Origin of the sequence: Thalassobaculum sp., assembly GCF_040219215.1 — a bacterium.
Classification (GTDB): Bacteria; Pseudomonadota; Alphaproteobacteria; order Thalassobaculales; family Thalassobaculaceae; genus Thalassobaculum_A.
In genome coordinates this window covers 112142-135955 of record NZ_JAVJSX010000008.1, presented here as the reverse complement: position 1 = coordinate 135955, position 23814 = coordinate 112142, and the positions used below count along the sequence as shown (strand labels likewise).

General features: G+C 69.2%; 23 protein-coding genes. 16 read left to right on the top strand and 7 right to left on the bottom strand.

What is annotated here, in order from left to right; all coding sequences use genetic code 11:
• The first annotated feature begins 31 nt into the window (after positions 1-31).
• Both RIC54_RS05970 and RIC54_RS05965 read left to right on the top strand, forming a co-directional pair.
• On the top strand, positions 32-1042 hold the full coding sequence (locus RIC54_RS05970; RefSeq protein ID WP_350085333.1) for an NAD-dependent epimerase/dehydratase family protein: 1011 nt from the start codon (positions 32-34) through the stop codon (positions 1040-1042).
• Positions 1017-1922: a DMT family transporter gene (locus tag RIC54_RS05965; RefSeq protein WP_350085330.1), complete on the top strand. Its 906-nt coding sequence runs from the start codon at positions 1017-1019 to the stop codon at positions 1920-1922. The genes RIC54_RS05970 and RIC54_RS05965 overlap by 26 nt, the downstream gene beginning before the upstream one ends.
• Before the next feature lie 18 nt (positions 1923-1940).
• On the opposite strand, the gene RIC54_RS05960 is transcribed toward RIC54_RS05965, so the two are convergent.
• Genes RIC54_RS05960 through RIC54_RS05950 form a run of 3 tightly spaced genes read right to left on the bottom strand, consistent with a single transcriptional unit; the run spans position 1941 to position 3957 of the window.
• Complete coding sequence (locus RIC54_RS05960) at positions 1941-2360, bottom strand: aconitase X swivel domain-containing protein (protein ID WP_350150853.1); 420 nt, start codon at positions 2358-2360, stop codon at positions 1941-1943.
• A 14-nt stretch (positions 2361-2374) separates the two neighbouring features.
• Complete coding sequence (locus RIC54_RS05955; RefSeq protein WP_350085324.1) at positions 2375-3619, bottom strand: aconitase X; 1245 nt, start codon at positions 3617-3619, stop codon at positions 2375-2377.
• Positions 3616-3957, bottom strand: coding sequence for a DUF1491 family protein (locus tag RIC54_RS05950; protein WP_350085321.1), 342 nt, complete (start codon positions 3955-3957; stop codon positions 3616-3618). The genes RIC54_RS05955 and RIC54_RS05950 overlap by 4 nt, the downstream gene beginning before the upstream one ends.
• A gap of 130 nt (positions 3958-4087) precedes the next feature.
• Between RIC54_RS05950 and RIC54_RS05945 the strand changes: the two genes are divergently transcribed.
• From RIC54_RS05945 to RIC54_RS05890, 12 genes are all read left to right on the top strand, one after another.
• Positions 4088-5101, top strand: a complete 1014-nt coding sequence (locus RIC54_RS05945; protein ID WP_350085318.1) for a BMP family lipoprotein — start codon at positions 4088-4090, stop codon at positions 5099-5101.
• A 31-nt stretch (positions 5102-5132) separates the two neighbouring features.
• A complete protein-coding gene (locus tag RIC54_RS05940; RefSeq protein ID WP_350150851.1) occupies positions 5133-6749 on the top strand; it encodes an ABC transporter ATP-binding protein in 1617 nt (538 codons plus the stop codon).
• A complete protein-coding gene (locus tag RIC54_RS05935; RefSeq protein WP_350085312.1) occupies positions 6746-8053 on the top strand; it encodes an anti-phage deoxyguanosine triphosphatase in 1308 nt (435 codons plus the stop codon). The genes RIC54_RS05940 and RIC54_RS05935 overlap by 4 nt, the downstream gene beginning before the upstream one ends.
• A 39-nt stretch (positions 8054-8092) precedes the next feature.
• Positions 8093-9196 carry an ABC transporter permease gene (locus RIC54_RS05930; RefSeq protein ID WP_350085309.1) on the top strand — a complete coding sequence of 368 codons (1104 nt, stop codon included), beginning with the start codon at positions 8093-8095 and terminating at the stop codon, positions 9194-9196.
• Positions 9193-10167 (top strand): ABC transporter permease, encoded by a 975-nt coding sequence (locus RIC54_RS05925; RefSeq protein WP_350085306.1) that lies wholly within the window; start codon positions 9193-9195, stop codon positions 10165-10167. Before RIC54_RS05930 ends, RIC54_RS05925 begins: the two co-directional genes overlap by 4 nt.
• On the top strand, positions 10167-11003 hold the full coding sequence (locus tag RIC54_RS05920) for a purine-nucleoside phosphorylase (RefSeq protein ID WP_350085303.1): 837 nt from the start codon (positions 10167-10169) through the stop codon (positions 11001-11003). Before RIC54_RS05925 ends, RIC54_RS05920 begins: the two co-directional genes overlap by 1 nt.
• Positions 10993-11760: a deoxyribose-phosphate aldolase gene (gene deoC, locus RIC54_RS05915; protein ID WP_350085300.1), complete on the top strand. Its 768-nt coding sequence runs from the start codon at positions 10993-10995 to the stop codon at positions 11758-11760. Before RIC54_RS05920 ends, deoC begins: the two co-directional genes overlap by 11 nt.
• A 159-nt stretch (positions 11761-11919) precedes the next feature.
• Positions 11920-12744: an acyl-ACP desaturase gene (locus RIC54_RS05910; protein WP_350085297.1), complete on the top strand. Its 825-nt coding sequence runs from the start codon at positions 11920-11922 to the stop codon at positions 12742-12744.
• Between the two features lie 78 nt (positions 12745-12822).
• Entirely contained in the window at positions 12823-14151 is a 1329-nt protein-coding gene (gene deoA / locus RIC54_RS05905; RefSeq protein WP_350085294.1) for a thymidine phosphorylase, read from the top strand.
• Positions 14148-15371 carry a phosphopentomutase gene (locus RIC54_RS05900; protein ID WP_350085291.1) on the top strand — a complete coding sequence of 408 codons (1224 nt, stop codon included), beginning with the start codon at positions 14148-14150 and terminating at the stop codon, positions 15369-15371. Before deoA ends, RIC54_RS05900 begins: the two co-directional genes overlap by 4 nt.
• Entirely contained in the window at positions 15368-16252 is an 885-nt protein-coding gene (locus tag RIC54_RS05895) for a phytanoyl-CoA dioxygenase family protein (protein WP_350085288.1), read from the top strand. Before RIC54_RS05900 ends, RIC54_RS05895 begins: the two co-directional genes overlap by 4 nt.
• Positions 16253-16256: 4 nt before the next feature.
• Positions 16257-16763, top strand: coding sequence for a DUF2937 family protein (locus RIC54_RS05890; RefSeq protein WP_350085285.1), 507 nt, complete (start codon positions 16257-16259; stop codon positions 16761-16763).
• A gap of 4 nt (positions 16764-16767) precedes the next feature.
• Here the strand turns inward: RIC54_RS05890 and RIC54_RS05885 are convergent, their stop codons facing one another.
• Complete coding sequence (locus RIC54_RS05885) at positions 16768-17544, bottom strand: HpcH/HpaI aldolase family protein (protein WP_350085282.1); 777 nt, start codon at positions 17542-17544, stop codon at positions 16768-16770.
• A gap of 353 nt (positions 17545-17897) precedes the next feature.
• On the opposite strand from RIC54_RS05885, the gene RIC54_RS05880 reads away from it, so the two are divergent.
• Both RIC54_RS05880 and RIC54_RS05875 read left to right on the top strand, forming a co-directional pair.
• Positions 17898-18251, top strand: a complete 354-nt coding sequence (locus RIC54_RS05880; RefSeq protein ID WP_350085279.1) for a hypothetical protein — start codon at positions 17898-17900, stop codon at positions 18249-18251.
• A 262-nt stretch (positions 18252-18513) separates the two neighbouring features.
• Complete coding sequence (locus RIC54_RS05875) at positions 18514-18810, top strand: hypothetical protein (protein ID WP_350085276.1); 297 nt, start codon at positions 18514-18516, stop codon at positions 18808-18810.
• A gap of 7 nt (positions 18811-18817) precedes the next feature.
• Here RIC54_RS05875 and RIC54_RS05870 read toward each other — a convergent pair whose 3' ends face one another.
• The 3 genes from RIC54_RS05870 to RIC54_RS05860 all read right to left on the bottom strand — a co-directional run bounded on the left by RIC54_RS05870 (position 18818) and on the right by RIC54_RS05860 (position 23685).
• Positions 18818-20467, bottom strand: coding sequence for a hydantoinase B/oxoprolinase family protein (locus RIC54_RS05870; RefSeq protein WP_350085273.1), 1650 nt, complete (start codon positions 20465-20467; stop codon positions 18818-18820).
• A gap of 2 nt (positions 20468-20469) precedes the next feature.
• Positions 20470-22512 (bottom strand): hydantoinase/oxoprolinase family protein, encoded by a 2043-nt coding sequence (locus tag RIC54_RS05865; protein ID WP_350085270.1) that lies wholly within the window; start codon positions 22510-22512, stop codon positions 20470-20472.
• 90 nt (positions 22513-22602) lie between these two features.
• Complete coding sequence (locus RIC54_RS05860; RefSeq protein ID WP_350085267.1) at positions 22603-23685, bottom strand: NAD(P)/FAD-dependent oxidoreductase; 1083 nt, start codon at positions 23683-23685, stop codon at positions 22603-22605.
• Positions 23686-23814 lie beyond the last annotated feature (129 nt).

Sequence of the window (23814 nt, the reverse complement as noted above, 5' to 3'; positions counted from 1 at the left end):
CGAACCCAGGGATCGCTCGAAAGGGGAGGACATGACGGTACTCATTGCCGGCGGCTGCGGATTCATCGGATTGGCCACCGCCGAACGCTACCTGACCGACGGTGCCAAGGTCGTGCTGTTCGATCGCAACGACCTGCACCCGGTCGCCCGACGCGCCTTTGACGCGCTGCCCGGCTCCTACACCCTGGTCCGCGGCGACATCCGGCAGGCCGAACCGATCGCCCAGGCGATCGGCGACCACCAAGTCGACGCGGTGTTCTACGGCGCTGCCGTCACCTCCGGACCGGAACGCGAGCGCGACGCGCCTGAAAGCGTGATCGAGGTCAACCTCGTCGGTCTCGCCCAGACCCTGAAAGCCGCCCACAAGGCCGGGGTGCGGCGCCTGATCAACATCTCATCGGGTGCGGCCTACGGGACCGGCGCGTTCGGCGACACCGGCTGGAGCGGGCCGCTCGACGAGTACGGCACCCGCGAGGAACCGTTCAAGATCTACGGCATGACCAAGCACGGCTCGGAACGGCTGGTTCGCCGCTACGCCGAGTTGACGGAACTGGAAGCCGTGTCGGTTCGTCTGTCGACGATCTTCGGGCCTTGGGAGATCGATTCCGGCGCCCGCGACACCCTGTCGGCGCCGATGCAGGCCGCCCAGCTTGCCCGTGCCGGCAAGCCCGCCCTGTTCGCCCGCGAGGACAAGCTGGACTGGACGTCGTCCCGCCACGTCGCCGGTGCGCTGCAGGCGCTGATGGCGGCCCCAAGGGAGCGGATCAAGAGCGACCTGTTCAACGTCACCTCGGCCCGCCAGGTCAGCGTCATGCAGATGTGCGCCTCCCTGAAACGGCGGTTCCCGGGCTTTGAGTACCGGCTGGCCGGCGCCGGCGAGACGCCGACCATCAACCTGCACGGCGACAAGGACCGGTTTCCGATGAAGCCGGACCGTCTGGCCGACGAGATCGGCCACCGCCTGACCGGCGACATTGACGCCACCATGACCGACTTCATCGACTGGCTGGACACCTATGGCGATTTCTGGACCGAAGACTGAGCCGACCGCCGAAGCGAACGAACGGCTGGTCGGCTTCGCGCTCGCGTTTGCGGCGTCGATCGGACTTGGCCTCGCCGTCGCGGTCGCCCGGATCGCCTTCGAGGGCGGCACCGACGGCCAGTCGGTCGCCACCGTGCGCGCGTGGTTCGTGGTCGCGGTGGTCGGTGGCTGGTGCCTGGCTTCGGGCCGGTCGCTGCGGGTCGGTCGCGCGACCTGGCTGCACTGCCTCGGCCTCGGGTCGCTGCTGGCCTACATGTTTTTCGGCAACATCGGCGCGGTGAAGTACATCCCGGTCGGCGTGGCCGCCCTGCTGTTCTTCGTCTACCCGCCGCTGGTCGCGGTGTTCACCGCCGTCCTCGACCGGCGCTGGCCGGGGTTGCCGCGGATCGTCGCCTTCCTGGTGGCGTTCGGGGGGCTGGCGGTGATGCTGGGTGTCGGGCACGGCCATCTGAACCCGATCGGCCTAGCGCTCGGCCTCGGCGCCGGCGTCGCCTGCGGCTTCCAGGTCACCTGGATCAGCCGGGTCATGAAGGGCCGCGACTCCCTGGTCATCATGTTCCACATGGCGGTGGTGGCCGCGGTGGTGCTGAGCGTCGCCACCCCGCTGCTGACCGGCTACACCCTGCCGGTCACCACCCTGGGCTGGATCGGTGCCGCCGGCGTGGTGCTCCTGCAGGGCTGCTCGATCCCGCTGTACTTCGCCTCGATCCCGCGAATCGGCGCCGAGACCAGCGCGATCATCAACAACCTGCAGCCGGTCACCTCGATCGTCGCCGCCTACCTGCTGTTCGGCGAGGCGATGACGCTGTCCCAGGTCGCCGGCGGCGGCATGGTGATCGGCGGCATCCTGCTGCTGCAATTGGCGGGACGGCGGGGCTAAACGGCCAGACTCCCGTCGTTATCGGACGGTCAGAGTCGCTCGCTGGGATCCGGCGTCCAGTGTCAACCGCTTCGCCGTCACCAGCGTCGGCCAATCCGCCGCCGCCACCAGCACCACCGGGCAGGACACGTCGTACAGCTCGACCGCGATCATCGCGCCGACCGTCACGATGGCGTCGCGGGTCAGCATGACGATGCCGGCCGGTCCGGTGCCGCGGCGGATCGCTTCGGCCAGGACCGAGCTGCCGGAGCTGGAGCCGCGGCCGCTTTCCATCACCAGGACGTGCCCGGCCAGGATCGCACGACTCTGCGGGTGCCAGCGGTCGGTGATCTCGCCGGTCGTCGCATCCAGCCCGCCCCAGAAGCTGAGCGGTTCCTGCAGCACGAAGGCCGGGCCATCAGACGTCCCCGGCACCAGGGTGATTGCGGCGATCGGCACGGCCGCACTCCCGGTCATGACCGCACCACCCGGCCGGCGCGCGCCGAGGCGACGCAGTCGGCCAGCGAGCCGAACGCCACGTCGACGTTCAGGTTGCCGGGGGCGTAGTAGGCCATCTTGCCTGAATTGGTCATCACCGCCCCCGACAGGTCGCGCATGATCGTGGTGACGTAGGTGCAGGTGTCGAGCACCACGGTGACCCCGGCCGCCCGCAGCGCGGTGTCCCAGCCGCGCGCCTCCACCTCCTCCATCACCTGACGGCTGGTGTTGACGTACATGTCGACCGCCGGCCGCGACCCGCTCAGCAACGGCACCAGCCGCTCGAACTCGGTGGTCGAGAAATGCGGGGTGCCGAGGCTGACGGCCGACAGCGGCGTGCCGTCGGGCACGGTCGACAGGTCGCGCACGGTCGCCCGCAGGTCGTCGGCGGTCAGCCGGATGACTTCCTCCGGTCGCTCGCCCTGCAAGGCGTCCTCCAGGGTCGCGGCCTCGGGCGTCAGACCGACGGCGTGGAACATCGCCACCGCGCCGGCCGAGGCCGATACCGCGCCCAAAGCCTTCAGGTCGTCTTCGGAGGTCGACGCCGGCAGGCCGACGATCGCCGGGATCCGCTCGCCGCAGCGCCGGCCGATCACGTGACCGACGGCAACGCAGGCCGGGCCGGCATCGCTCCATTCCGGCGGCAGGTCGGCGATCTCGACGACGACCCGGGCGCGGCGGTTCTCGGTCAGATGCAGCCCGTAATTCGGAACCCGACCGGTGATCGCGCAGCACAGATCGGTGAAGTCGCCGTAGCGGTTGGTGCGCGCGCCGATCACCGAATTGGCGAACACGATGGCGTTGGATTCCGCCCAGGCGATCTGCCAGCCGAGCTGAGGGCGGAACATCGTCTGATACGGCGCGCAGGTGTAGGACGGCACGCAGCCCAGTTCCTCATGCGCGATCATCAGCCGGCTGCCGGCGGTCAGGAGGTCGCCGTCACCGCGGAACAGTTCGGGATGGATCAAGTCGATCGAGCCGACGTTCAAGGTGGTCGGCACCCGCACCCGCCCGCCCAGCGCCAGCAGATGTTCGACGAAATCCAAGCTGACCTGCCCGTGATACAGGCAGCCGTCGATGTGTGCGGACCTGGCGTCGATGAAGCCGGGCGCGCCGACCGCCTCCGCGAACCGAACCATCAGGCGCATCGCGAAGGCCGCGGCCTCGCCATGCGCGCCGCCGAGCAGGTCCCGATCGGCGTCGGCCAGGGTGACGGTCATGCTTCTTCCTCGAAAGGGTTCCAGCCATCGCGGTCCTCGATCTCCAGGACCCAGAGGTCCGGATCGACGCGCCGCTCGCGCTCAAGATAGGCCTCGGCGTCGGCTTCCGATACCGGATCCTCGCCGGTCGCGGCGCGCCACCACGTCAGGTCCCGGTCGTAGTCGCGGGTCGGAGCCAGCACCGTGCACCCGACCTCGCGTCCGCGATTCAGGATGACATAGATCGCCCCGGCATCCGGATCGCCACGCCGCACCACGGTTGCCGCGACGCCACGCATCGACGCGCGGCGAATCGTCGACTGGATGATCACCTGCGACTTCAGGCGGGCTTCGGGCATCGGGCCCCTCCGGGGGTTGATATTCAAGCGTTGGTGCAGGTTCGGTGCTGGGAACAGACGTCGGATTGGCTTAGATTAACCCGCAAACCGCCGTCGTGGCGGACAAAGGGAGCTTCAACGGGGATCGAGCATGAACAAGCGAATTGGCAAGCGCGTTCTGGGTGCCACCCTGGCACTGACACTGGTTGCAACCACCAGCCTGGTGACGGCGGCCGAGATCGAACCGGCCGTGGTCTTCGACATGGGCGGCAAGTTCGACAAGAGCTTCAACGAAGGCGTCTACAACGGCGTCGAGAAGTTCAAGGCCGAGACCGGCATCAAGTACCGGGAGTTCGAGGTCACCAACGAGACCCAGCGCGAGCAGGCGCTGGCCCGGATGGCCAGCAAGGGCGCCGACCCGGTGCTGGGCGTCGGCTTCGCCCAGGCCCCGGCGATCGAGAAGGTCGCCAAGGACCATCCCAAGACCCGGTTCGCCATCATCGACGCGGTCGTCGATCTGCCGAACGTGCGCTCGGTGGTGTTCAAGGAACAGGAAGGCTCGTTCCTGGTCGGCGTGCTGGCGGCGATGGCGTCGAAGACCGGCAAGGTCGGCTTCGTCGGCGGCATGGACATTCCGCTGATCCGGCGCTTCGCCTGCGGCTACGTCCAGGGCGTCAAGCACGCCAAGGCCGATGCTGAAGTTTACCAGAACATGACCGGCACCACGCCGTCAGCCTGGAACGATCCGACCAAGGGCGGTGAGCTGGCCCGCAGCCAGTTCGACCGTGGCGCCGACGTGGTGTACGCGGCGGCCGGCGGCACCGGCCTCGGCGTCTACCAGGCAGCCGCCGACAGCGGCAAGCTGGCGATCGGCGTCGACAGCAACCAGAACTACCTGCACCCGGGCACCATGCTGACCTCGATGCTGAAGCGCGTCGACGTCGCGGCATACAAGGCGTTCATGGATGCCAAGGGCGGTGACTACAAGACCGGCGTGCAGGTGCTGGGCCTCGCCGAGGGCGGTATCGACTGGGCGCTGGACGAGCACAACAAGAAGCTGATTACCGCCGACATGAAGGCCGCGGTCGAGAAGGCCAAAGCAGGCATCGTCGACGGCTCGATCAAGGTCCACGACTACATGGCGGACAATTCCTGCCCGGGCTGATCGAGGCAACCGACACGGACGGAAGCATGCCATGACGGATGGAATCGGGGCCGGAACTGCCGCGGGTGATCGTGCGCGTCCGGCCCCGGTTGCATCCGGTGATGCCGGCACGGACGCCGTGCCGGCCATCGAGTTGATCGGCATCAGCAAGCGGTTCGGTGCCGTTCACGCCAACCGCGACGTGTCGATGACCGTCGCGGCCGGTGCCATCCACGGCATCGTCGGCGAGAACGGTGCCGGAAAATCGACCCTGATGAGCATCCTGTATGGCTTCTACGAAGCCGATTCCGGCGAGATCCGGATCGACGGCAGGGTCGTCTCGATCCATGACGCCGCCGACGCCATCGCCTGCGGGGTCGGGATGGTGCACCAGCATTTCATGCTGGTCCCGACCTTCACGGTTCTGGAGAACGTGATGCTCGGCGCCGAGGGCGCGATGCTGCTGGCCAAAGGGCGAACGGCGGCGCGTGCAGAGCTGGAGCGGCTGGAGCGCGACTACGGCCTGGAGGTCGATCCCGACGCGCTGGTCGGCGACCTGCCGGTCGGCCTGCAGCAGCGCGTCGAGATCCTGAAGGCGCTGTACCGGGGTGCCCGGATCCTGATCCTGGACGAGCCGACCGGCGTGCTGACGCCGCAGGAAACCGACCGGCTGTTCGAGATCCTGCGCTCGCTCAAGGGCGAAGGCGTCACGGTCATCCTGATCACCCACAAGCTGCGCGAGATTCTGGCGGTCACCGATACGGTATCTGTGATGCGCCGTGGCGAGATGGTGGCGCACCAGCCGACCGCCGAGACCAGTCGCGAGGAACTGGCTGAGCTGATGGTCGGCCGCAAGGTGCTGTTCCAGGTCGACAAGGCGCCGGCCACGCCCGGTACCCCGGTGCTGGCGGTCGAGGATCTGCGCATCGTTGATGTCGACGGCATCACCCGAGTCGACGGGATGAGTTTCACCGTCGCCGCCGGCGAGATCGTCGGGCTGGCGGGGGTATCCGGCAACGGACAGAGCGAGCTGCTGGAGGCGCTGGCCGGGATCCGCCCGATCGCCGGCGGCCGGATCCGGATCGGCGAATTGGAGATCACCGCGGGTCGGCCGTCCGACCCACGCACCGTGCGCGCCGCCGGCGTCGGCCACGTGCCGGAGGACCGTCACCGCATGGGCATGGTGATGCCGTTCGAAGCCGCCGAGAGCGCGATACTCGGCCGCCACGACAGCGTGGCCTACAACGGGCGCTGGCTCATGGACTACGACGCGGTCTACGCCAATTGCGCGGCCAAGATGCAGGCATTCGACGTGCGACCGACCGATCCGCACCTGCGCGGATCGCTGTTCTCCGGCGGCAACCAGCAGAAGCTGGTATTGGGCCGCGAGCTGGACGGCGCGCCGAAGCTGCTGCTGATCGGCCAGCCGACCCGGGGCGTCGACATCGGCGCCATCGAGTTCATCCACCGGCAGCTGGTCGCCATGCGCGACGCCGGCGCCGCCATCCTGCTGGTCTCGGTCGAGCTCGACGAGATCATGAGCCTGTCCGACCGCATTCTGGCGGTGTGCGGCGGGCGGCTGGTCGGCGAGCTGTTGGCGGATCAAGCCGACGAGCGCACGCTGGGCCTGATGATGGCAAACGTGACCCTTGAGGAGATGCGGTCATGACCGCGCCGGTCGGCTTCGCGCCATCCGAGCGCTTCGGGGAGCGGCATCATCCGGAACCCGGGCGGCCGGACGACGTGCGCAACCCGTTCGAGCGCGACAAGGGCCGGGTGATTCATTCATCCGCGTTCCGCCGCCTTCAGGGCAAGACGCAGGTGATGGGCGCCAGCGAGGGCGATTTCCATCGCACCCGGCTGACCCATTCCATCGAGGTCGGACAGATCGGCGAGGGCGTCCTGCTGAAACTGTCGCGCACCATCGACGACCCCGAAGCCAAGGCCTGGCTGCCCGACCGGTCGTTGGTGCTGGCGGCCTGCCACGCGCACGACCTCGGCCATCCGCCCTACGGCCACGACGGCGAGATCGCGATCCACGCCAAGATGAAGGACGACGACGGGTTCGAGGGCAACGGGCAGACCCTGCGGGTGCTGACCCGGCTGGAAAAGTACCGGGCCAAGGGCCTGGGCCTGAACCCGACCCGCCGCCTGCTGCTGGCCGTGCTGAAATACCCGGTGCCATATTCGGCCGTGCGGTCGCGAACCGACCCGGCCAGCGACCGGCCGCCGAAGTGCTACATGGACACCGAGCGCAGCACCGTCGACTGGATCCTGGACCCGTTCTCGCCGGCCGACCGCGATGCCTTCACGTCGCTGGACGCATCCGGGCGGGCGCGGTTCAAGTCGTTCGACTGCTCGATCATGGACTGCGCCGACGACATCGCCTACGCGGTGCACGACCTGGAAGACGTGATCGGCCGCCACATGGTGACCCGCGACCAGTTCGCCGCCGCCCTGCGCGCCGCCGGCCCGGCGGTCGATTTCGCGGCACTTGGCCGGCTCGGCCTCGCGATGGACGGCGACACGCTGCAGGCCCAGCTGTTCTCGACCGCCAGCCACGAGCGCAAACAGGCGATCTCGGCCCTGGTCAACTTCTTTGTCACCCACGTCGCCCTGGTCGAGGTCGACGGGCTCAGCCATCCGCTGCTGCGATGGAACGCGACCCTGCCGACCAAGGCTCGGGCGTTCTGCAACTTCCTGATGGAGTTCACCCAGCGCCAGGTGGTCCGATCGGCCGAAGTCGTGCAGCTGCGCCGCAAGGGCCGCCGGCTGATCGGCGCGATGTTCGACGAGTTCCTGACCGCGCCGGAGGAATTGATTCCCCGCTCGTTCTGGGAGGACCTGGACCAGCATGACAGCGTGCGGCGGCGGGTCTGCGACTACATCGCCGGCATGACCGACGCCTACGCCGAACGGGTATGGCGACGCCTGTTCGAGCCCGGCTACGGCAACAGCACCGACGAGTTGTGATGAAGCGATCGTGTCCGAGTTTGCGCCAGAGGGCCGACTGTGAACCGTGACCTGCCGCGCTGGATCGACGTCGGAGTGATCCCGGCCGTCAACATCCTGCTGGCCTTCCTGGTCGCCGGGCTGGTCGTGCTGGTCGCCGGCGAGAACCCGCTTGACGCCCTGTCCGTACTGGTCACCGGCGCGGTCGGGTACGAAGAGGCGATCGGCTACACCCTCTACTACGCGACCAACCTGGTGTTCACCGGGCTCGCCGTCGCCGTGGCGTTTCACGCCGGCCTGTTCAACATCGGCGGCGAGGGTCAGGCCTACATCGGCGGACTGGGGGCGGGACTGGCCGCGCTCAGCCTCGACGGCGCGCTGCCCGCCTGGATGCTGATCCCGGTCGCGATGGCGGCGTCGGGACTGTTCGGTGCTGCCTGGGCGTTCCTGCCGGGCTGGCTGCAGGCGCACCGCGGCAGCCACGTCGTCATCACCACCATCATGTTCAACTTCCTGGCCTCGGCGCTGATGGTGCACCTGATGGTCAACGTGCTGATCCATCCCGGCCAGATGTCACCGGAAAGCCGGGTGTTCGGCGAGGCCGCCTGGATGCCGTTCCTGCACGAGGTGCTGGCCGGCGTCGGCATCACGATCGCCCGGTCGCCGCTGAACCTGTCGATCCTGTGGGCGGCGCTCGCCTGCGTGTTCGTCTGGCTGCTGATCAACCGCACCCGCTGGGGCTACGCGATCCGCACGGTCGGCGCCAACGAGAGCGCCGCGGTATACGGCGGGATCGACCCGAAGCTGGTGATCGTCGGCACCATGTGCGTGTCCGGCGCGCTGGCTGGCTTCGTCGGCATCAACGAGTTGCTCGGCGTTCACCACCGGCTGCTGCTGAACTTCACCGCCGGCTACGGGTTCACCGGAATTGCGGTCGCCCTGATGGGACGCGGCCATCCGGTCGGCATCGTGCTGGCCAGCCTGCTGTTCGGCGCCCTGTACCAGGGCGGCACCGAGCTGGACTTCGAGTTCGAGGGCATCACCCGCGACCTGGTGGTGGTGATCCAGGGACTGGTCATCCTGTTCTCCGGCGCGCTGGCCTACATGATGCACCCGCTGGCCCTGCGGTTGTGGCGGCGGCTCAGCCCGGAGACTGGGCGATGACCGATACCTGGCTGCTGGTCGTCCTGACCCTCGACGCCACCATCCGGGTGGCGGCGCCGTTGATCCTGGCGTCGATGGCCGGGCTGTTCAGCGAACGCTCCGGCATCGTCGACATCGGGCTGGAAGGCAAGATGCTGGCCGGCGCGTTCGCCGCCGCCGCCGCCGCCGCCGTCACCGGTTCGGCCTGGGTCGGCCTTGCGGTGGCCATCGCGGTATCGAGCAGCCTGGCGTTGCTGCACGGGCTGGCTTGCATCACCTATCGCGGCAACCAGGTGGTCAGCGGCGTCGCAATCAACGTCATGGTCGCCGGCCTGACCGTGGTGCTGGGCATCGCCTGGTTCGACCAGGGCGGCCAGACACCGCCGCTCAGCCAAGCCGCCCGGTTCGGCCCGATCGAGCTGCCGTTCGCCGATACGCTGCACGACATCCCCTGGCTTGGCGACCTATATCACGAGCTGATCAGCGGCCATAACCTGCTGGTGTACGTGGCGCTTGCCGCCGTGCCGGCCACCTGGTGGGTGGTCTACCGCACCCGGTTCGGCCTGCGCCTGCGCGCCGTCGGCGAGACCCCGGCCGCCGTCGACACCGCCGGGGTATCGGTGGAGCTGCTGCGCTACCGCGCCGTGCTGATCACCGGGATGCTGTGCGGGATCGCCGGCGCCTATCTGTCGATCGGCCAGTCGGCCGGGTTCGTGCGCGACATGACCGCAGGCAAGGGCTACATCGCGCTCGCCGCCCTGATCTTCGGCAAGTGGCGGCCGGTGCCGGCGCTCCTGGCCTGCCTGCTGTTCGGCTTCCTCGACGCGGTCGCCACCCGCCTGCAGGGCATCGAGCTGCCGGGCATCGGCCAAGCGCCGGTGGCGCTGATCCAGGCGCTTCCCTACGCGCTGACGGTGATCCTGCTGGCCGGCTTCATCGGCAAGGCGGTGGCTCCAAAAGCCATCGGCGTGCCCTATGTGAAGGAGCGATGATGTCCGAGATCCACGCCCTCGACGCCGCCGTCGCCGCAATCCGGGCCGCCTCACCCGGCGTCGCCCCACAGGTCGGCGTCGTGCTCGGCTCCGGGCTGGGCGGCGTGGCCGACGCGGTGGCCGATGCGGTGGACATCCCCTACGGCGAAATACCGGGCTTCCCCAAGCCCGGGGTCGCCAGCCATGCCGGGCGATTGCGCCTCGGCACGCTCGGTTCCGTGCCGGTCGCCGTGCTGCAGGGCCGCGCCCACGCCTATGAGGGCCATCGGATGGCCGATGTGGTCCGGCCGGTCCGGACCCTGGCCCGGCTCGGCTGCACCGTGATCATCCTGACCAACGCGGCCGGCAGCCTGCGCACCGAGGTCGGGCCCGGCCGGCTGATGCTGATCACCGACCACATCAACGGCACCGGCCTGAATCCGCTGGTCGGCCCGAACGAGCCGGCCCTCGGCCAGCGCTTCTTCGACATGAGCGCCGCCTACGATCCCGAACTGCGTGACCGGCTGGCTGCGGCGGCAGCCGCGGAGAGAATCGACCTGGCCGAAGGCATCTATCACTGGGTGATCGGCCCGAGCTTCGAAACCCCCGCCGAGATCCGCGCGTTCCGCACCCTCGGCGCCGACGCGGTCGGCATGTCGACGGTGCCGGAGACCATTGCCCTGCGCCACATGGGGGTGCGGGTTGCCGCGATCTCCGGCATCACCAACCTGGCCGCCGGCATGGTCGCCGGCTCGGCCCTGGACCACACCGAGACCATGACCCAGGGCTCGGCCATGGCCGGCGACCTGACCCGGCTGCTGACCCGTTTCCTCACCGGATGGACCGATGACGCCTGATACCCTGCGCGCCGCCGCCGCACGCGCAATCGCCTGCCTGGATCTCACCTCGCTGAACGACGACGACACCGACGCGATCATCGCCGAGCTGTGCGCTCGTGCCGTCACCCCGGCCGGTCCTGTGGCGGCGGTGTGCGTCTATGCACCGTTCGTCGCGCAATGCCGGCGCGCGCTGGAAGGATCCGGCGTGAAAATCTGCACGGTCGTCAATTTTCCGCACGGACGGGAGGATGCCGCCTCCGTGGCGGTGGAGACGCGCGCGGCGGTGGCGGATGGCGCCGACGAGATCGACGTGGTGCTGCCCTACCAGGCGTGGCTGTCCGGACGTCATGCCGCGGCACGAGCGGTCCTGGACGCGGCGCGCGAGGCGACCGGCGATCGCACACTCAAGGTCATCCTGGAGACCGGACGGCTGATGACTACCGGGGCAATCGTTTCCGCAGCGACCGTGGCGATCGAGGCCGGTGCCGACTTCCTGAAAACGTCGACCGGCAAGACCCCGGTTGCGGCAACTCTGGAGTCCGCCCACCTGTTGCTGGACTGCGCCGTCGGTGCCGGCCGTCCGGTCGGCGTCAAGGTCGCCGGCGGGGTTCGCAACACGGCCCAGGATGCCGCCTACCTGCGGCTGGCCGACCGGGTGCTCGGCGGCACGGCGACGCCCGATCGCTTCCGGTTCGGTGCGAGCGGCCTGCTGCGCGATCTGCTGACGACACTGGGCCAGTCGGCGGCCGGGCCGGCGGCGCGCAGCGGTTACTGACGCGCGTTCACCGGTTCCGATTTTTCATCGAATCCGGCACCATTGAACGGCTACGGGGGTTACCACACCTGTAACCGGGTTTCGGGCGACGCCGGCTGCGCGTCGCCCGGCGCCCGAGGGACGTCCCTTGACCCAACCGCATCAGGGAGAGGAAGTGCCGTGAAGCCTGACTTGCATTGGACGCTCGACGACGTGCCATGGGCCGCCTTCGATGCGTCGAAGATCGAGCCGGACCAGTTGGCCATCGTCAAGGCGGCGGCCATGGTCGAGTACAATTCGGCCGATTACGTCAGCTACCTGACCAACGTGTTCCACGATGACCCCGGCTTCGTCGATGCCGCCCGGCAGTGGGGTGTCGAAGAGCGCCAGCATGGCGAGGCGCTCGGCCGATGGGCGACGACCGCCGATCCTGACTTCGATTTCGAGACCCGGTTCGCGGTGTTCCGCGAGGGCTTCCGTCCCGACATCGATGTAACGGAGTCGATCCGGGGCTCGCGCGCCGGCGAACTGGTGGCGCGCTGCATGGTCGAGGTCGGCACCAGTTCCTATTACCGCGCCCTGGGCGACGGTACCGAGGAGCCGGCGCTGAAGGCGATCTGCCGGTACATCGCCGGCGACGAGTTGCGCCACTACAAGCTGTTCTACACCCACCTGAAGCGGTTCCTGGAGCAGGACAACATCGGTACCCTGCGGCGCCTGAAGCTGGCCCTCGGCCGGATCATGGAAACCGAAGACGACGAATTGGCGTATGCGTTCTACGCCGCCAACAACCAGGGCGAGCCGTACGATCGCGAGCGCAACACCCGCGCCTACATGCGTCGCGCCTACCAGTACTACCGTGACCCCCACATCGAGAAGGCGCTGGCGATGGTGTTCAAGGCCTGCGGGCTGAAGCCGCATTCCCGGCTGTTCCAGGCCACCAACTTCGGCGCCAGATGGCTGCTGGCCAAGCGTCAGCGCGATCTGGCCCGGATGGCGGCGTGATGGCGCAGCGCGGGATGGACGCCTGACGGTGCGCGCGCACGGTGCTACCGTGCGCTCGATGCAACTGCCGACCGGACCATGCCCGTGCTGCCCCAGGAACTGATCCGTGCCAAGCGTGACGGCGGCCGACTGCCGGCCGACGGTATCGCCGCCTTCGTCGCCGGGGTCAGCGACGGCTCGATCAGCGAGGGGCAGGCCGCCGCCTTCGCCATGGCGGTGTTCTTCCAGGGCCTCGACGCCGACGAACGCGCGGCCCTGACGCGGGCCATGGCCGACAGCGGGCGGGTGCTGTCCTGGTCCAGCCTCCCCGGCCCCGTCCTGGACAAGCACTCCACCGGCGGCGTCGGCGACAAGGTCAGCCTGATGCTGGCGCCGATCGTGGCAGCCTGCGGCGGCTACGTGCCAATGATCTCGGGCCGCGGGCTCGGCCACACCGGCGGCACCCTGGACAAGCTGGACGCCATCCCCGGCTACACCACGACGCCCGACCTTCCGACCTTCGAGCGGGTGGTACGCGACGCCGGCTGTGCCGTGATCGGACAGACCGACGATCTGGCCCCGGCCGACCGCCGGCTCTACGCGATCCGCGACGTGACCGCGACGGTGGAGTCGATTCCCCTGATCGTCGCCTCGATCCTGTCGAAGAAGCTGGCGGCCGGACTGCAGGGCCTCGTGATGGACGTGAAGACCGGCACCGGCGCCTTCATGGCCGGGCTCGACGACGCCCGCGCGCTCGCCGACGCGATTGCCGAGACCGCCAACCGGGCCGGGCTGCCGACAGTCGCCCTGGTCACCGACATGAATCAGGTCCTGGGTCGCAGCGCCGGGAACGCGCTGGAGGTCCGGGAGGCCATCGACTTCCTGACCGGCGCGGGACGCGAGCTGCGGCTGCTGGACGTCACCCTGGCATTGGCCGGCGAGATGCTGGTGCTCGGCGGGCTGGCTGACAGCCCCGCGGAGGGCGTTACGCAGGCCGCCGCCGCCCTCGACGACGGGCGCGCCGCCGAGCGGTTCGCGACGATGGTCGCCGCGCTCGGCGGCCCGTCCGATCTGCTGGAACGGCCCGGCGACCATCTGCCGAAAGCCGCCGTCGTCCGCTCGGTCCATCCTGGCGCCGCCGGTACTGTGACCGCCATCGACACCCGTGCCCTCGGCCTCGCCGTGATCGAACTCGGCGGCGGCCGCCGAGGGGTCACCGACACCATCGACTACGCGGTCGGCCTGGACGCGGTCGCCGGCATCGGCGAGGCCGTGGACGGCAACCGTCCGATCGCCCGCGTGCACGCCCGCACCGACGGCGACGCCGAGCGCGCGGCCGAAGCGGTACGCCGGGCCGTGACCGTCGACGGAAAGCCCTCATCGTCGGGACCGGCCGTGATCGAGCGTCGCACCGGGGAGCGGCAATGACCCGCGCCTTCCTTGTCGTCCTGGACTCGGTCGGCATCGGCGGCGCGCCGGACGCCGACCGCTACGGCGACACCGGCGCCGACACCCTCGGCCACATCTCCGAAGCCTGCGCCACCGGGCGTGGCGACGGGCACGGACGCAGCGGCCCGCTGGCGGTGCCGAACCTGCTGAAACTCGGCCTGGGAGCGGCGCACCGGGCCGCTGCCGGCTCCGAGCCGGCGGGCCTCGAGGTTGACGCCGCGAGCCACGGTGCCTGGGGGCACGCGGCTGAGACGTCCAGGGGCAAGGACACGCCGAGCGGGCACTGGGAGCTGACCGGCGTGCCGGTGGCGTTCGACTGGACCTACTACCCGGTCACCGTGCCGACCTTCCCGTCCAGGTTCACAGCCGCGCTGGTCCGGCAAGCAGGGTTGCCGGGGGTCCTCGGCGACTGCCACGCCAGCGGAACCGAGATCATCGCCCGGCTGGGCGAGGAGCATGTTCGTTCCGGCAAACCGATCCTCTACACCTCCGCCGACAGCGTGGTGCAGATCGCCGCTCATGAACAGGCGTTCGGCCTGGACCGGCTGTACGAGGTCTGCCGGATCGCCCGGACGCTGGTCCCGGACACGGTCGGCCGGGTGATCGCCCGACCGTTCGTCGGCACCAGCGCCGATGATTTCTCGCGCACCGGCAACCGCAAGGATCTGGCGGTGCCGCCGCCATCGCCGACCCTGCTCCAGCGCCACTCCGACGCCGGCGGCACGGTCATCTCGATCGGCAAGATCGGCGACATCTTCGCCCACCAGGGCACCGGCGAGGAGGTGAAGGCGAGCGGCAACGCCGCGCTGTTCGACGCCCTGCTGTCCGTCACCGGCCGTGCGCCTGACGGATCGCTGGTGGTCATCAACTTCGTCGATTTCGACTCGCTGTGGGGGCATCGGCGCGATGTCGCCGGCTACGCCGCCGAACTGGAAGCGTTCGACCGCCGCCTGCCCGAGTTCCTGGATGCGCTGCGTCCGGGCGACCTTGCGATCCTGACCGCCGACCACGGCAACGACCCGACCTGGCCGGGCAGCGACCACACCCGCGAGCAGGTGCCGGTGCTGATCGCCGGGCCGGCGGCACCGACCGGTGATCTGGGGCAACTGGCGTTCGCCGATGTCGGGGCCACCCTGGGCGCCCATCTCGGCCTGCCGCCGGGGCCACACGGGACCAGCCGGTTGCGGAGCCCGGCATGACCGCCGTTCCGCGCTTCACTGCCACCGCGTCAGGCGCGCCAACCCCGGCGATGCTGGCCGCCTGGGAACGCGACGGCGTCCTGGTGGTCGAGGATGCGGTCTCGCACGCCGATTGCGATGCCCTGATCGAACGCTCCCGCGCCATCGTCGACGATTGGGACCCGGCGAGCGGTGCCGCGGTGTTCTCCACCACGGCCCCACGCCACGCGGCCGACCGGTATTTCCGCGAGTCCGGGGACACCATCAGGGTGTTTCTCGAAGACGGCGCGGTCGCCGCCGACGGCGCGCTGACCCGTCCGAAGCACGCGGCCGTCAACAAGCTCGGCCACGCCATGCACGACCTCGATCCGGAGTTCGACCGGGTGTCCCGCCGCCCGGCATTGGCCGCGCTGGCGCACGGCCTCGGGCTGGCCGATCCGCGGCTGGTGCAGTCCATGGTGATCTGGAAGCCGCCGTCGATCGGCGGTGCGGTCACCTGTCACCAGGACGCCACCTTCCTGATCACCGACCCGCCCAGCGTCATCGGCTTCTGGCTGGCGCTGGAGGATGCCGACGCCGGCAACGGCTGCCTGTTCGCCATCCCCGGCGGCCATCGTGGCCCGCTGCGGCAGCGCTTCCACGAGGTCGACGGCGAACTGGTCACTGAGACCCTGGACCCGACCCCGTTCGACGAGGCATCCGCCGTGCCGCTGCCCGCACCGAAGGGCACGCTGGTGGCGCTGCACGGCACACTGCCGCACGGCAGCGCACCGAACACGTCGGACCGCTCGCGCATGGCCTACACCCTTCATGTGGTCGACGCGGCCGCCCGCTGGAGCGCCGGCAACTGGCTGCAACGGACATCAGACCTCCCGTTCCGCGGCTTCAAGCGGGGTGCCTGAACCGATGGGTATTCTGCGCGATCTGGTGTTCCTGATGTTCGTGCTGGGCGGTGCCATCACCGGCTCCCAGATTCCGACCTTCGTCGACGCCTATGGCCAGCGTCTCGGCGGCGCGCTCGACGAAGCCTACGCCACGCTCGCCAGTTTCGAGCGGGCTGCCGCCAGTGCCGACCTGACCTTCGAGGACTACCGCCGGCGCCTCAACGCCAGCGAGGATCTGGCTTTTCGCAAGACCGGGGAGGCGGTGGACCGGTTGGCGGAACGCGTCGTGGTGCTGCGCGAACTGCAGGAAGTGTTGGCCCGGGCCGGCCCATGGAGTCGGCCCTGGGTGGTCGCGAAGTCACACGACCGGATCATCCTGGAACGGGCTTACGAGCAGTGGAGGCCGAGCCTGACGATCGACCTGCGCTGGGGTGCGGTCGGTCTTGGCCTGGGCTGGCTGATGCACGCCGGAATCGCCGGGGCGGCGGGACTGCTCAGCCGTCCACGCCGCCCGCGACGCCAAGTCTAGCCGGCTACTTCTTCTTTGCCGGCGCAAACGCCGCCACGTCGGCCAGGAAGGCGGCGCGCAGGGCGCCGGAATCCGCTATGCCGGCCAGCAGCCGATACCCTTCCGCCGCCAGGTCGACCATGCTGTGGCCCGGCCGCGGGATGGTGCCGAGCGGCTTGCCCGCCGCCTTCACCGCCGCTTCGGCCTTGCGGATCTGGGCATCGACCTCCGGCCGTCCCGGCTGGCCAAGCAGGCCGATCGAACCGGACAGGTCGGCCACGCCGATGAACACCATGTCGACACCCTCGACCGCGGCGATCGCGCCGGCCTGCTCGACCGCCTTGTCCGATTCGATCTGGACGCAGATGAACAGCTCGTCATTGGCCTTGGCCGCGTATTCGGGGTCGGCGCCGTAGCCGGATGCCCGCACGGTCGGCGCGGAATAGCCGCGCCGGCCGGTCGGCGGATACTTGCAGGCCGCGACCACGGCTCGAGCCTGCTCGGCCGTCTCGACCATCGGTATCATGACCGCCTCGGCACCTGCGTCCAGCACGCGCTTCAGGTAGTCGGGGTCCTGCCCCGGCACCCGCACCAGGACGGTGGCCCGGCCCGCCTGTGCGGCCCGCATGGAATGCACGGTGGTCTCCAGCGCGGCCGGGCCGTGCTCGTTGTCCAGGATCAGGAAGTCGTAGCCGCACAGGCTGGCGATTTCGGCGATCGACGGCTCGCCAAGCTGAAGCCAGACGCCATGGGCCGGCTCATCGGCAGCGATGATGGCTTTCAAGTGGTTCTTGCGAAACATGGGTGGGGATCTCCTGAGATGCGCCCGCAGCCAAGCACGCTCTCCGACGCGCCGCAACGCTCCTGATGCACCCGAACGCGATAACTGTCATGCAACCAAGTCGTCAGTGGAACGTTGAACATTTACCCGGTTCGATCGTGCCCGCCGTCAGTACTCACGGGCACAAGCGGAGCACAGATCTTACACGGACAAGACACGAAGCGATTCGAAGCGACGTTTGTTTAGGGTATTGGAACGACATCACACGTGTTTCGTGCGGGACATTGGAGAGCACCTGATCTCGGCACGAAACATCTACGGCGGCAACGCCGTGGCAAGGAACCGGCCGACGGTTCCGGAAAGGGTGTTGGATCATGACTGGGCTCCGCAAGCATCTCGCCGCGTCGGCGGCGATCTCGGGCGCGATGATCCTGTCGGTTCTCATGGGCGTTCAGCCCGCCGCGGCGCAGGCACCATCGGTATGCGCACCGCAGGATAAGCTCTCGGCAAAGCTCGGCAGCCAGTATGGCGAAGCTGTCAGCGCCGAGGGAGTCGACGGCAACGGCAATCTGGTCCAGGTCTACTCGTCGCCGGATACCGGAAGCTGGACCATCGCCGTGACGCTTCCAGGCGGCCCGAGTTGCATTGTGTCATCCGGTGAAGGCTGGAGCGACCGGCAGTTGGCCGATTTCCCGAAGCCTGCGCGCCGCCCCGATCTCGCCTCGTAAGGGCTTCGACGACCGCTTCAGCGTTCGGACCGGTCGAGAGAATAAGGACTCCCTTTATCCGTTCCGCAACGATTTGTTAGCGATTCCGCGTCACCATCACAATACGGCGAGGACATCGTTGGCACAACGCCAAGTCCTCCCCACATTTGTCTTACGACGACAGAAAGTCGTGGCAAGGGATCGGCCGACGATCCCGGAAAGGAAGTGGGTCATGACATGGAATCGCACAGGTTTTGCCAGAACGGCAGTAGTGGCGAGCGTGATGACCCTGGCTCTGATGCCCCTTGGCATCAGTCAGGCCAACTCTCAGGCTGCCAGGGTGTGCGCTCCGCAGGCTACCGCCCTGGTCGCTCAACTCGGCAAGGAATACGGCGAGGTGCTGACCGCTGCGGGCGTCGATGCCAATGGCGGTTTCGTCCAGGTCTATACCAACACCCAGACCGGAACCTGGACCATCGCCATCACCATTCCTGGCGGCCCGACCTGCATCGTCTCAGCCGGTGAGGGCTGGGTGCACGAGCAGACCGCCGAATTGCAGAAACCCGGCCTGCCCTCGTGATATCCGATCACGCGGCGTCGGTCGTGTAGCCCTCTTTCAGGTCACGCACGACCGACGCCTGCGGCCGCTCCGCCGGATCGCCATACCCGCCGCCGCCCGCTGTCTGCAGGCGCAGCACGTCGCCGCGTGAAACCTTCAGGTCCACCAGCTTCGACGGCAGGTCTTCCGACCTGGACGAACCCTCGCGGGTGATCGTCAGACGCCCCGGCCGCCCGGCCGCCCCGCCGGCCAGGCCATACGGTGCGAACTTGAACCGCTCCAGATTGGCGGCAAACACGCCCTGCGGTGCATCCAGACGGAACCCCCGTGCCAGGCCAAGGCCACCGCGCGTCCGCCCCTTGCCACCGGTGTCCGGCACCAGGCCGTACTCGGTGAAGGTGAGCGGCAGGGTGTTCTCCAGCATCTCGATGGGCGCGTTGGCGATGTTGTGGAACCCGCACGAGAACCCGCTGGCACCGTCCTCCTCCGGGTGGGCGCCCCAGCCACCGCATTCCAGGTCGAAATAGACCTGCCGCCGACCGTCGGCCAGGAAGCAGTTCAGCGCATAGGCATAGCTGACCCCGTAGTAGGCCGCCGGCACCTGTCCCGGCATCGCCTCGGCGAACGCGCCCAGCACGGTGGTGACGATCCGGTGCCCGGTCGCCATGCGGTTTGCCACCGGCGCCGGCGAGCGGGCGTTGACGACCAGCCCTTCCGGCGCCTTGACGGCCACCGGGCGATAGCAGCCGGCGTTCGCCGGGATGTCGGCGCCGAGCGCCATCATCACGCCGCAGATCACCGCCGACCGGCTCATGTTCAGGGTGCAGTTGACCGGTCCGACGGCCTGATCGGACGAGCCGCCGAGATCCACGATCACCGAGTCGCCATCGACGGTCAGCGCCACGTCCACCTTCAGCGGCCGGTCGCGCTCGATCCCATCGTCGTCCACGAAGTCGTGGAACCGGTAGGTACCATCGGGAATCCGTGCGATCGCGGCGCGCATGGCGGCTTCCGATTGCGCCTGGATCCGATCGGCCGCGGCTTTCAGCGTGGCGGCGCCATAGCGACGGCCGATGCGCTGAAGGTTGGCAACGCCGGTGTCGAGCGCCGCCAGTTGCGAGGCGAAGTCGCCGCCGACGTTGACCGGCTCGCGGCTGTTGCGCAGCAGCAGCTTGATGACCGCCTCGTTGCGTTTGCCGGCTTCCGCCAGCTTCAGCGGCGGGATCCGGAACCCCTCCTGGTAGATCTCGGTGGCTCCGGCATCGTACGACCCCGCGGCACCGCCGCCGACGTCGAGGTGGTGGACCAGGATGCCGGCGATGGCGATCCGCTCGCCGTCCAGGAACACCGGCTTGAAGGTCTGGATGTCCGGCAGGTGCTGGCCGCCGGCGTACGGGTCATTGGTGATGATGATGTCGCCGTCGTGCCACTCCTCGATCGGGATGTGGTTGGCCAGGATTTCCTCCAGGCAGGTCGGCATCGAGTTCAGGTGGACCGGCATTGCCGCCGACTGGGCGGTGCTGCGGCCCTCGGCGTCGAACACCGTGATCGAGTAGTCGAGGATCTCGCGCACCACCGAGCTGCGGCTGGTCCGCCACACCGTCACGCTCATCTCCTCCGCCGCCGCGACCAGGGCGTTGCGGATGATCTCCACCTGGATCGGGTCGAGGTCTTGCATGGTCAGGCCCCCTTCACGGTGCGGACGGCGATCAGGGCGCCGGTCGGATGCGCGGTCAGCCGCCAGCCGGGCGGGACCAGCAGGGTCGAATGCGGTTCCTCGACGATCGCCGGACCGTCGATGGCAAGGTCGATGCCGATCGCAGCGCGCTCCCACACCGCGGCATCGCGCTCGGCACCGGCGACCCGGATGGCGCGCTTGCCCTTCGGCCGCCCGCCGGACGCAACGTCGAACGGCCGCGTGCCCGGACGGGTCAGACGGCCGGTCGCCGCCATGCGGACGGTCACGATCTCCGGCGTCACGTGGCGTTCGGCGTGGGCGTACTGCCGCTCATGCGCGTCATGGAACGCCGCCACCGCCTCGGCCAAAGCCGACGGCTCCGCCAAGGTCACGCCGATCTCGTAGGCCTGACCCGGATAGCGCAGGTCGAGGGTGACCGGATAGGCACGGTCGGCGTCGGCGATACCGTCCCGACCGAGCAGCGCGGTGGCCTCGTCACGCAGTTCCGCCACCACCGCCTCCAGCGCCGGCACCGCCGACGCATCCGCCACCACGAGCCGCGAGCGCGCGAGGTCGTGGACCACATCGCCGAACAGCATGCCCCAGGCGCTGAGCGTGCCGGGATCGCGTGGGAACACCACCCGTGCGGTACCGATCTCGGCCGCCGTGTCGCAGGCGTGCAGGCCACCCGCCCCACCGAACGAGATCAGCGCGAAATCCTTGGGGTCGAGGCCCTTCTCGAACAGGCTGAGCCGGATCGCCGCCGCCATGTGCGCCGTCGCCACCGCCACCACACCGTCGGCCGCCGGTCCCGGCTCCAGGCCCAACGGAACCGCCACCCGATCGGCCAGTGCTTGCTTCGCGCCGTCCACGTCCAGGTCCATCGCCCCGCCGAGGAAGTAGCCCGGATCGATGCGCCCCAGCGCAACGTTGGCATCGGTCACGGTCGGCTCCTCGCCGCCGCGGCGGTAGCTGACCGGCCCCGGCCGCGCGCCGGCGCTGTCCGGACCGACATGCAGACGGCCGGTCCCGTCGACCGACGCGATCGACCCGCCGCCGGCGCCGATGGTGCGGATCTCGATCATCGGCAGCCGCACCGGCAACCCGTCGACATCGCCCTGGGTGACCAGCCGGATCGCGCCGTCATGGACGATCGATACGTCGTAGGAGGTGCCGCCCATGTCGACCGCGATCAGGTTCGGCTCGGCCAACTCGGCCGCCAGCACCTCGGCCGCCCGCGCCCCGCCGGACGGGCCGGACAGCAGCAACCGGGCCGGTTGCTCGCCGGCGATCTCCGGGGTCGTCACGCCCCCGTTCGACTGCACCAGATAGACCGGTGCGCTGATCCCGGCGCCGGCCAGCCGGCCCTTCAGCTTGGACAGGTAGGTCTTCACCACCGGCATCAGCAGGGCGTTCAGCACGGTGGTCGAGGTGCGCTCGAACTCCCGGATCTCCGGGCTGACCTGGTGGCTGCAGGACACGAAGGCGTCCGGCAGCATCTCCTGGACGATCGCCGCCGCGCGCCGCTCGTGGTCGGGGTTGGCGTAGGCGTGCAGGAAGGCGATGGCCACGGCCGTCGCTCCGCTATCGCGGACCTGTTCAGCCGCAGCCCGCACCGAGGCCTCGTCCAGCGCGGTTTCGACCGAGCCGTCGGCCCGTACCCGCTCGACCACCCCGAACCGGCGGGACCGTGGCACCAGCAGGGCCCGAGGCTCGGCCCGGTTGGCGTAGACCTTGCGCCGCAGATGCCGACCGATCTCCAGCACGTCGGTGAAGCCGGCGGTGGTGATGACCGCACCGTCCGGCAGGCGACGCTGCAGCACCGCGTTGGTGGCGATGGTGGTGCCGTGCAGGATCGCGCCGATCCGGTCCAGCCCGACGCCGAGCTGCGCGCACGCCTCGCGGATTCCGGTGATCAGGCCTTCTGACGGATCGGCCGGCGTGGTCGGAACCTTGTGGGCGTAAGCGACACCGGTCGCCTCATCCAGGATCTGCAGGTCGGTGAAAGTGCCACCGATGTCGACGGCAACGCGCAGCGTGGTCACGGGGCGGTGTTCCTTGGCGACGGGGAGGGCTCGGCGAAACAGGCCACCCACTGTCGCGGGGCCGCCGCCCGGGCGTCAAGGGCGCGACGGTCAGTCCGCGAACCGTCGCGGGCGGCAGGATCCGAATTCCGCCTGGTCCGTACCGTCGAGAATCTCCGATGCCGACAACCGGCCGACCGCCGCCGCCATGGTCACCCCGGCGTGCATGACGGCGGTGTACAGACCGTCGATCCCGTCGACGAATCCGATGATCGGCAGGTCGTCCGCCGGCATCGGGCGCCGGCCGACGCTGACGCTCTGCAGCGTCACCCCCGACGCACCGCGCAGCCGCTGCCGGATCGCCTCGACGGCGCGCCCGGCGACGGCAGCAGGGCCGTTCTCCTCGGTGTCATCGATGTAGTCCTCGGCCGCCAGGAGCAGGCAGTCCGTGATCTGCCGGACTTCGATGTCGGGGCTCGCGATGATTCCACTGGCCAACCGTCGGTCGGTCGCGATCCGAAGCAGGGTTGCCGGCGACGGATCGACCGGCACCGTCACGCCGATGGTCTGACCAAGCGCGCGAACCCCGGTTCCCGCAGCCAGGACGACGACGTCGGCTTCGATTCTGCCATCCGCCGTGACCACGCCGGCAATTCGCCCGCCGGACGTGGCGAGCGCGGCTGCCTCGGTTCCCGTCCGGATCTCCGCACCGGCCCCCTGGGCGGCGCGCACCAGCGTCTCGGTCACAGCGACCGGATCGACCGCGCCTTCGCCGGCGGCATAGGCGGCGCAGTCCGGCAGCTGAAGCAGACCAGGTTCCAGGCGCGCGATCTCCTCGCGCTCGACCAGACGCACGTCGTAGCCATGCGCCTGGTGTTCGCGCACGAAGCGCTCGGTCCTGGCCGGATCGCGGTTCCAGCTCAGCGCGCCGCACCAGTTGATCGACAGTTCGGGCCCGAGTTCAGCTTCCAGCCTTCGATACTCCCCGACCGCCATCCGGCGCAGCCCGGAGATCGGCCCGGGTTCGCTGTGCGCTATGTTGATCCAGGCGAAGCCCTGCCCGGTGACGCCCTTGGCCGGTTGGTCCTTGTCGACCAGCGTCACCGCCGCCCCGCGTCGCGCCAGGTGATAGGCAACGGACGCACCGACGATCCCGGCACCGACCACGACGATCTTACCGGTCGGGGATGTCATGCCGCGCTCCACACTGAATGCACATGTAGGAAGGCCGTAACATCAACGGTTAGTCGCGTTCCGGCCGTCACGCAACCTTCCCTTTCGCTCCTGCCGCCCGGCTTCTATCCTCCGGACGTCCGAACGCTC

Bases quoted from the DNA above. Each gene is read 5' to 3' on its own strand.
- RIC54_RS05945 (WP_350085318.1), top strand. From the start codon at position 4,088: ATGAACAAGCGAATTGGCAAGCGCGTTCTGGGTGCCACCCTGGCACTG.
- RIC54_RS05900 (WP_350085291.1), top strand. From the start codon at position 14,148: ATGACCCGCGCCTTCCTTGTCGTCCTGGACTCGGTCGGCATCGGCGGC.
- RIC54_RS05940 (WP_350150851.1), top strand. From the start codon at position 5,133: ATGACGGATGGAATCGGGGCCGGAACTGCCGCGGGTGATCGTGCGCGT.
- RIC54_RS05935 (WP_350085312.1), top strand. From the start codon at position 6,746: ATGACCGCGCCGGTCGGCTTCGCGCCATCCGAGCGCTTCGGGGAGCGG.
- RIC54_RS05870 (WP_350085273.1), bottom strand. From the start codon at position 20,467: ATGCAAGACCTCGACCCGATCCAGGTGGAGATCATCCGCAACGCCCTG.
- RIC54_RS05970 (WP_350085333.1), top strand. From the start codon at position 32: ATGACGGTACTCATTGCCGGCGGCTGCGGATTCATCGGATTGGCCACC.
- RIC54_RS05860 (WP_350085267.1), bottom strand. From the start codon at position 23,685: ATGACATCCCCGACCGGTAAGATCGTCGTGGTCGGTGCCGGGATCGTC.
- deoA (WP_350085294.1), top strand. From the start codon at position 12,823: ATGCCCGTGCTGCCCCAGGAACTGATCCGTGCCAAGCGTGACGGCGGC.
- RIC54_RS05880 (WP_350085279.1), top strand. From the start codon at position 17,898: ATGACTGGGCTCCGCAAGCATCTCGCCGCGTCGGCGGCGATCTCGGGC.
- RIC54_RS05965 (WP_350085330.1), top strand. From the start codon at position 1,017: ATGGCGATTTCTGGACCGAAGACTGAGCCGACCGCCGAAGCGAACGAA.
- deoC (WP_350085300.1), top strand. From the start codon at position 10,993: ATGACGCCTGATACCCTGCGCGCCGCCGCCGCACGCGCAATCGCCTGC.
- RIC54_RS05955 (WP_350085324.1), bottom strand. From the start codon at position 3,619: ATGACCGTCACCCTGGCCGACGCCGATCGGGACCTGCTCGGCGGCGCG.
- RIC54_RS05885 (WP_350085282.1), bottom strand. From the start codon at position 17,544: ATGTTTCGCAAGAACCACTTGAAAGCCATCATCGCTGCCGATGAGCCG.
- RIC54_RS05950 (WP_350085321.1), bottom strand. From the start codon at position 3,957: ATGCCCGAAGCCCGCCTGAAGTCGCAGGTGATCATCCAGTCGACGATT.
- RIC54_RS05890 (WP_350085285.1), top strand. From the start codon at position 16,257: ATGGGTATTCTGCGCGATCTGGTGTTCCTGATGTTCGTGCTGGGCGGT.
- RIC54_RS05920 (WP_350085303.1), top strand. From the start codon at position 10,167: ATGTCCGAGATCCACGCCCTCGACGCCGCCGTCGCCGCAATCCGGGCC.
- RIC54_RS05895 (WP_350085288.1), top strand. From the start codon at position 15,368: ATGACCGCCGTTCCGCGCTTCACTGCCACCGCGTCAGGCGCGCCAACC.
- RIC54_RS05925 (WP_350085306.1), top strand. From the start codon at position 9,193: ATGACCGATACCTGGCTGCTGGTCGTCCTGACCCTCGACGCCACCATC.
- RIC54_RS05875 (WP_350085276.1), top strand. From the start codon at position 18,514: ATGACCCTGGCTCTGATGCCCCTTGGCATCAGTCAGGCCAACTCTCAG.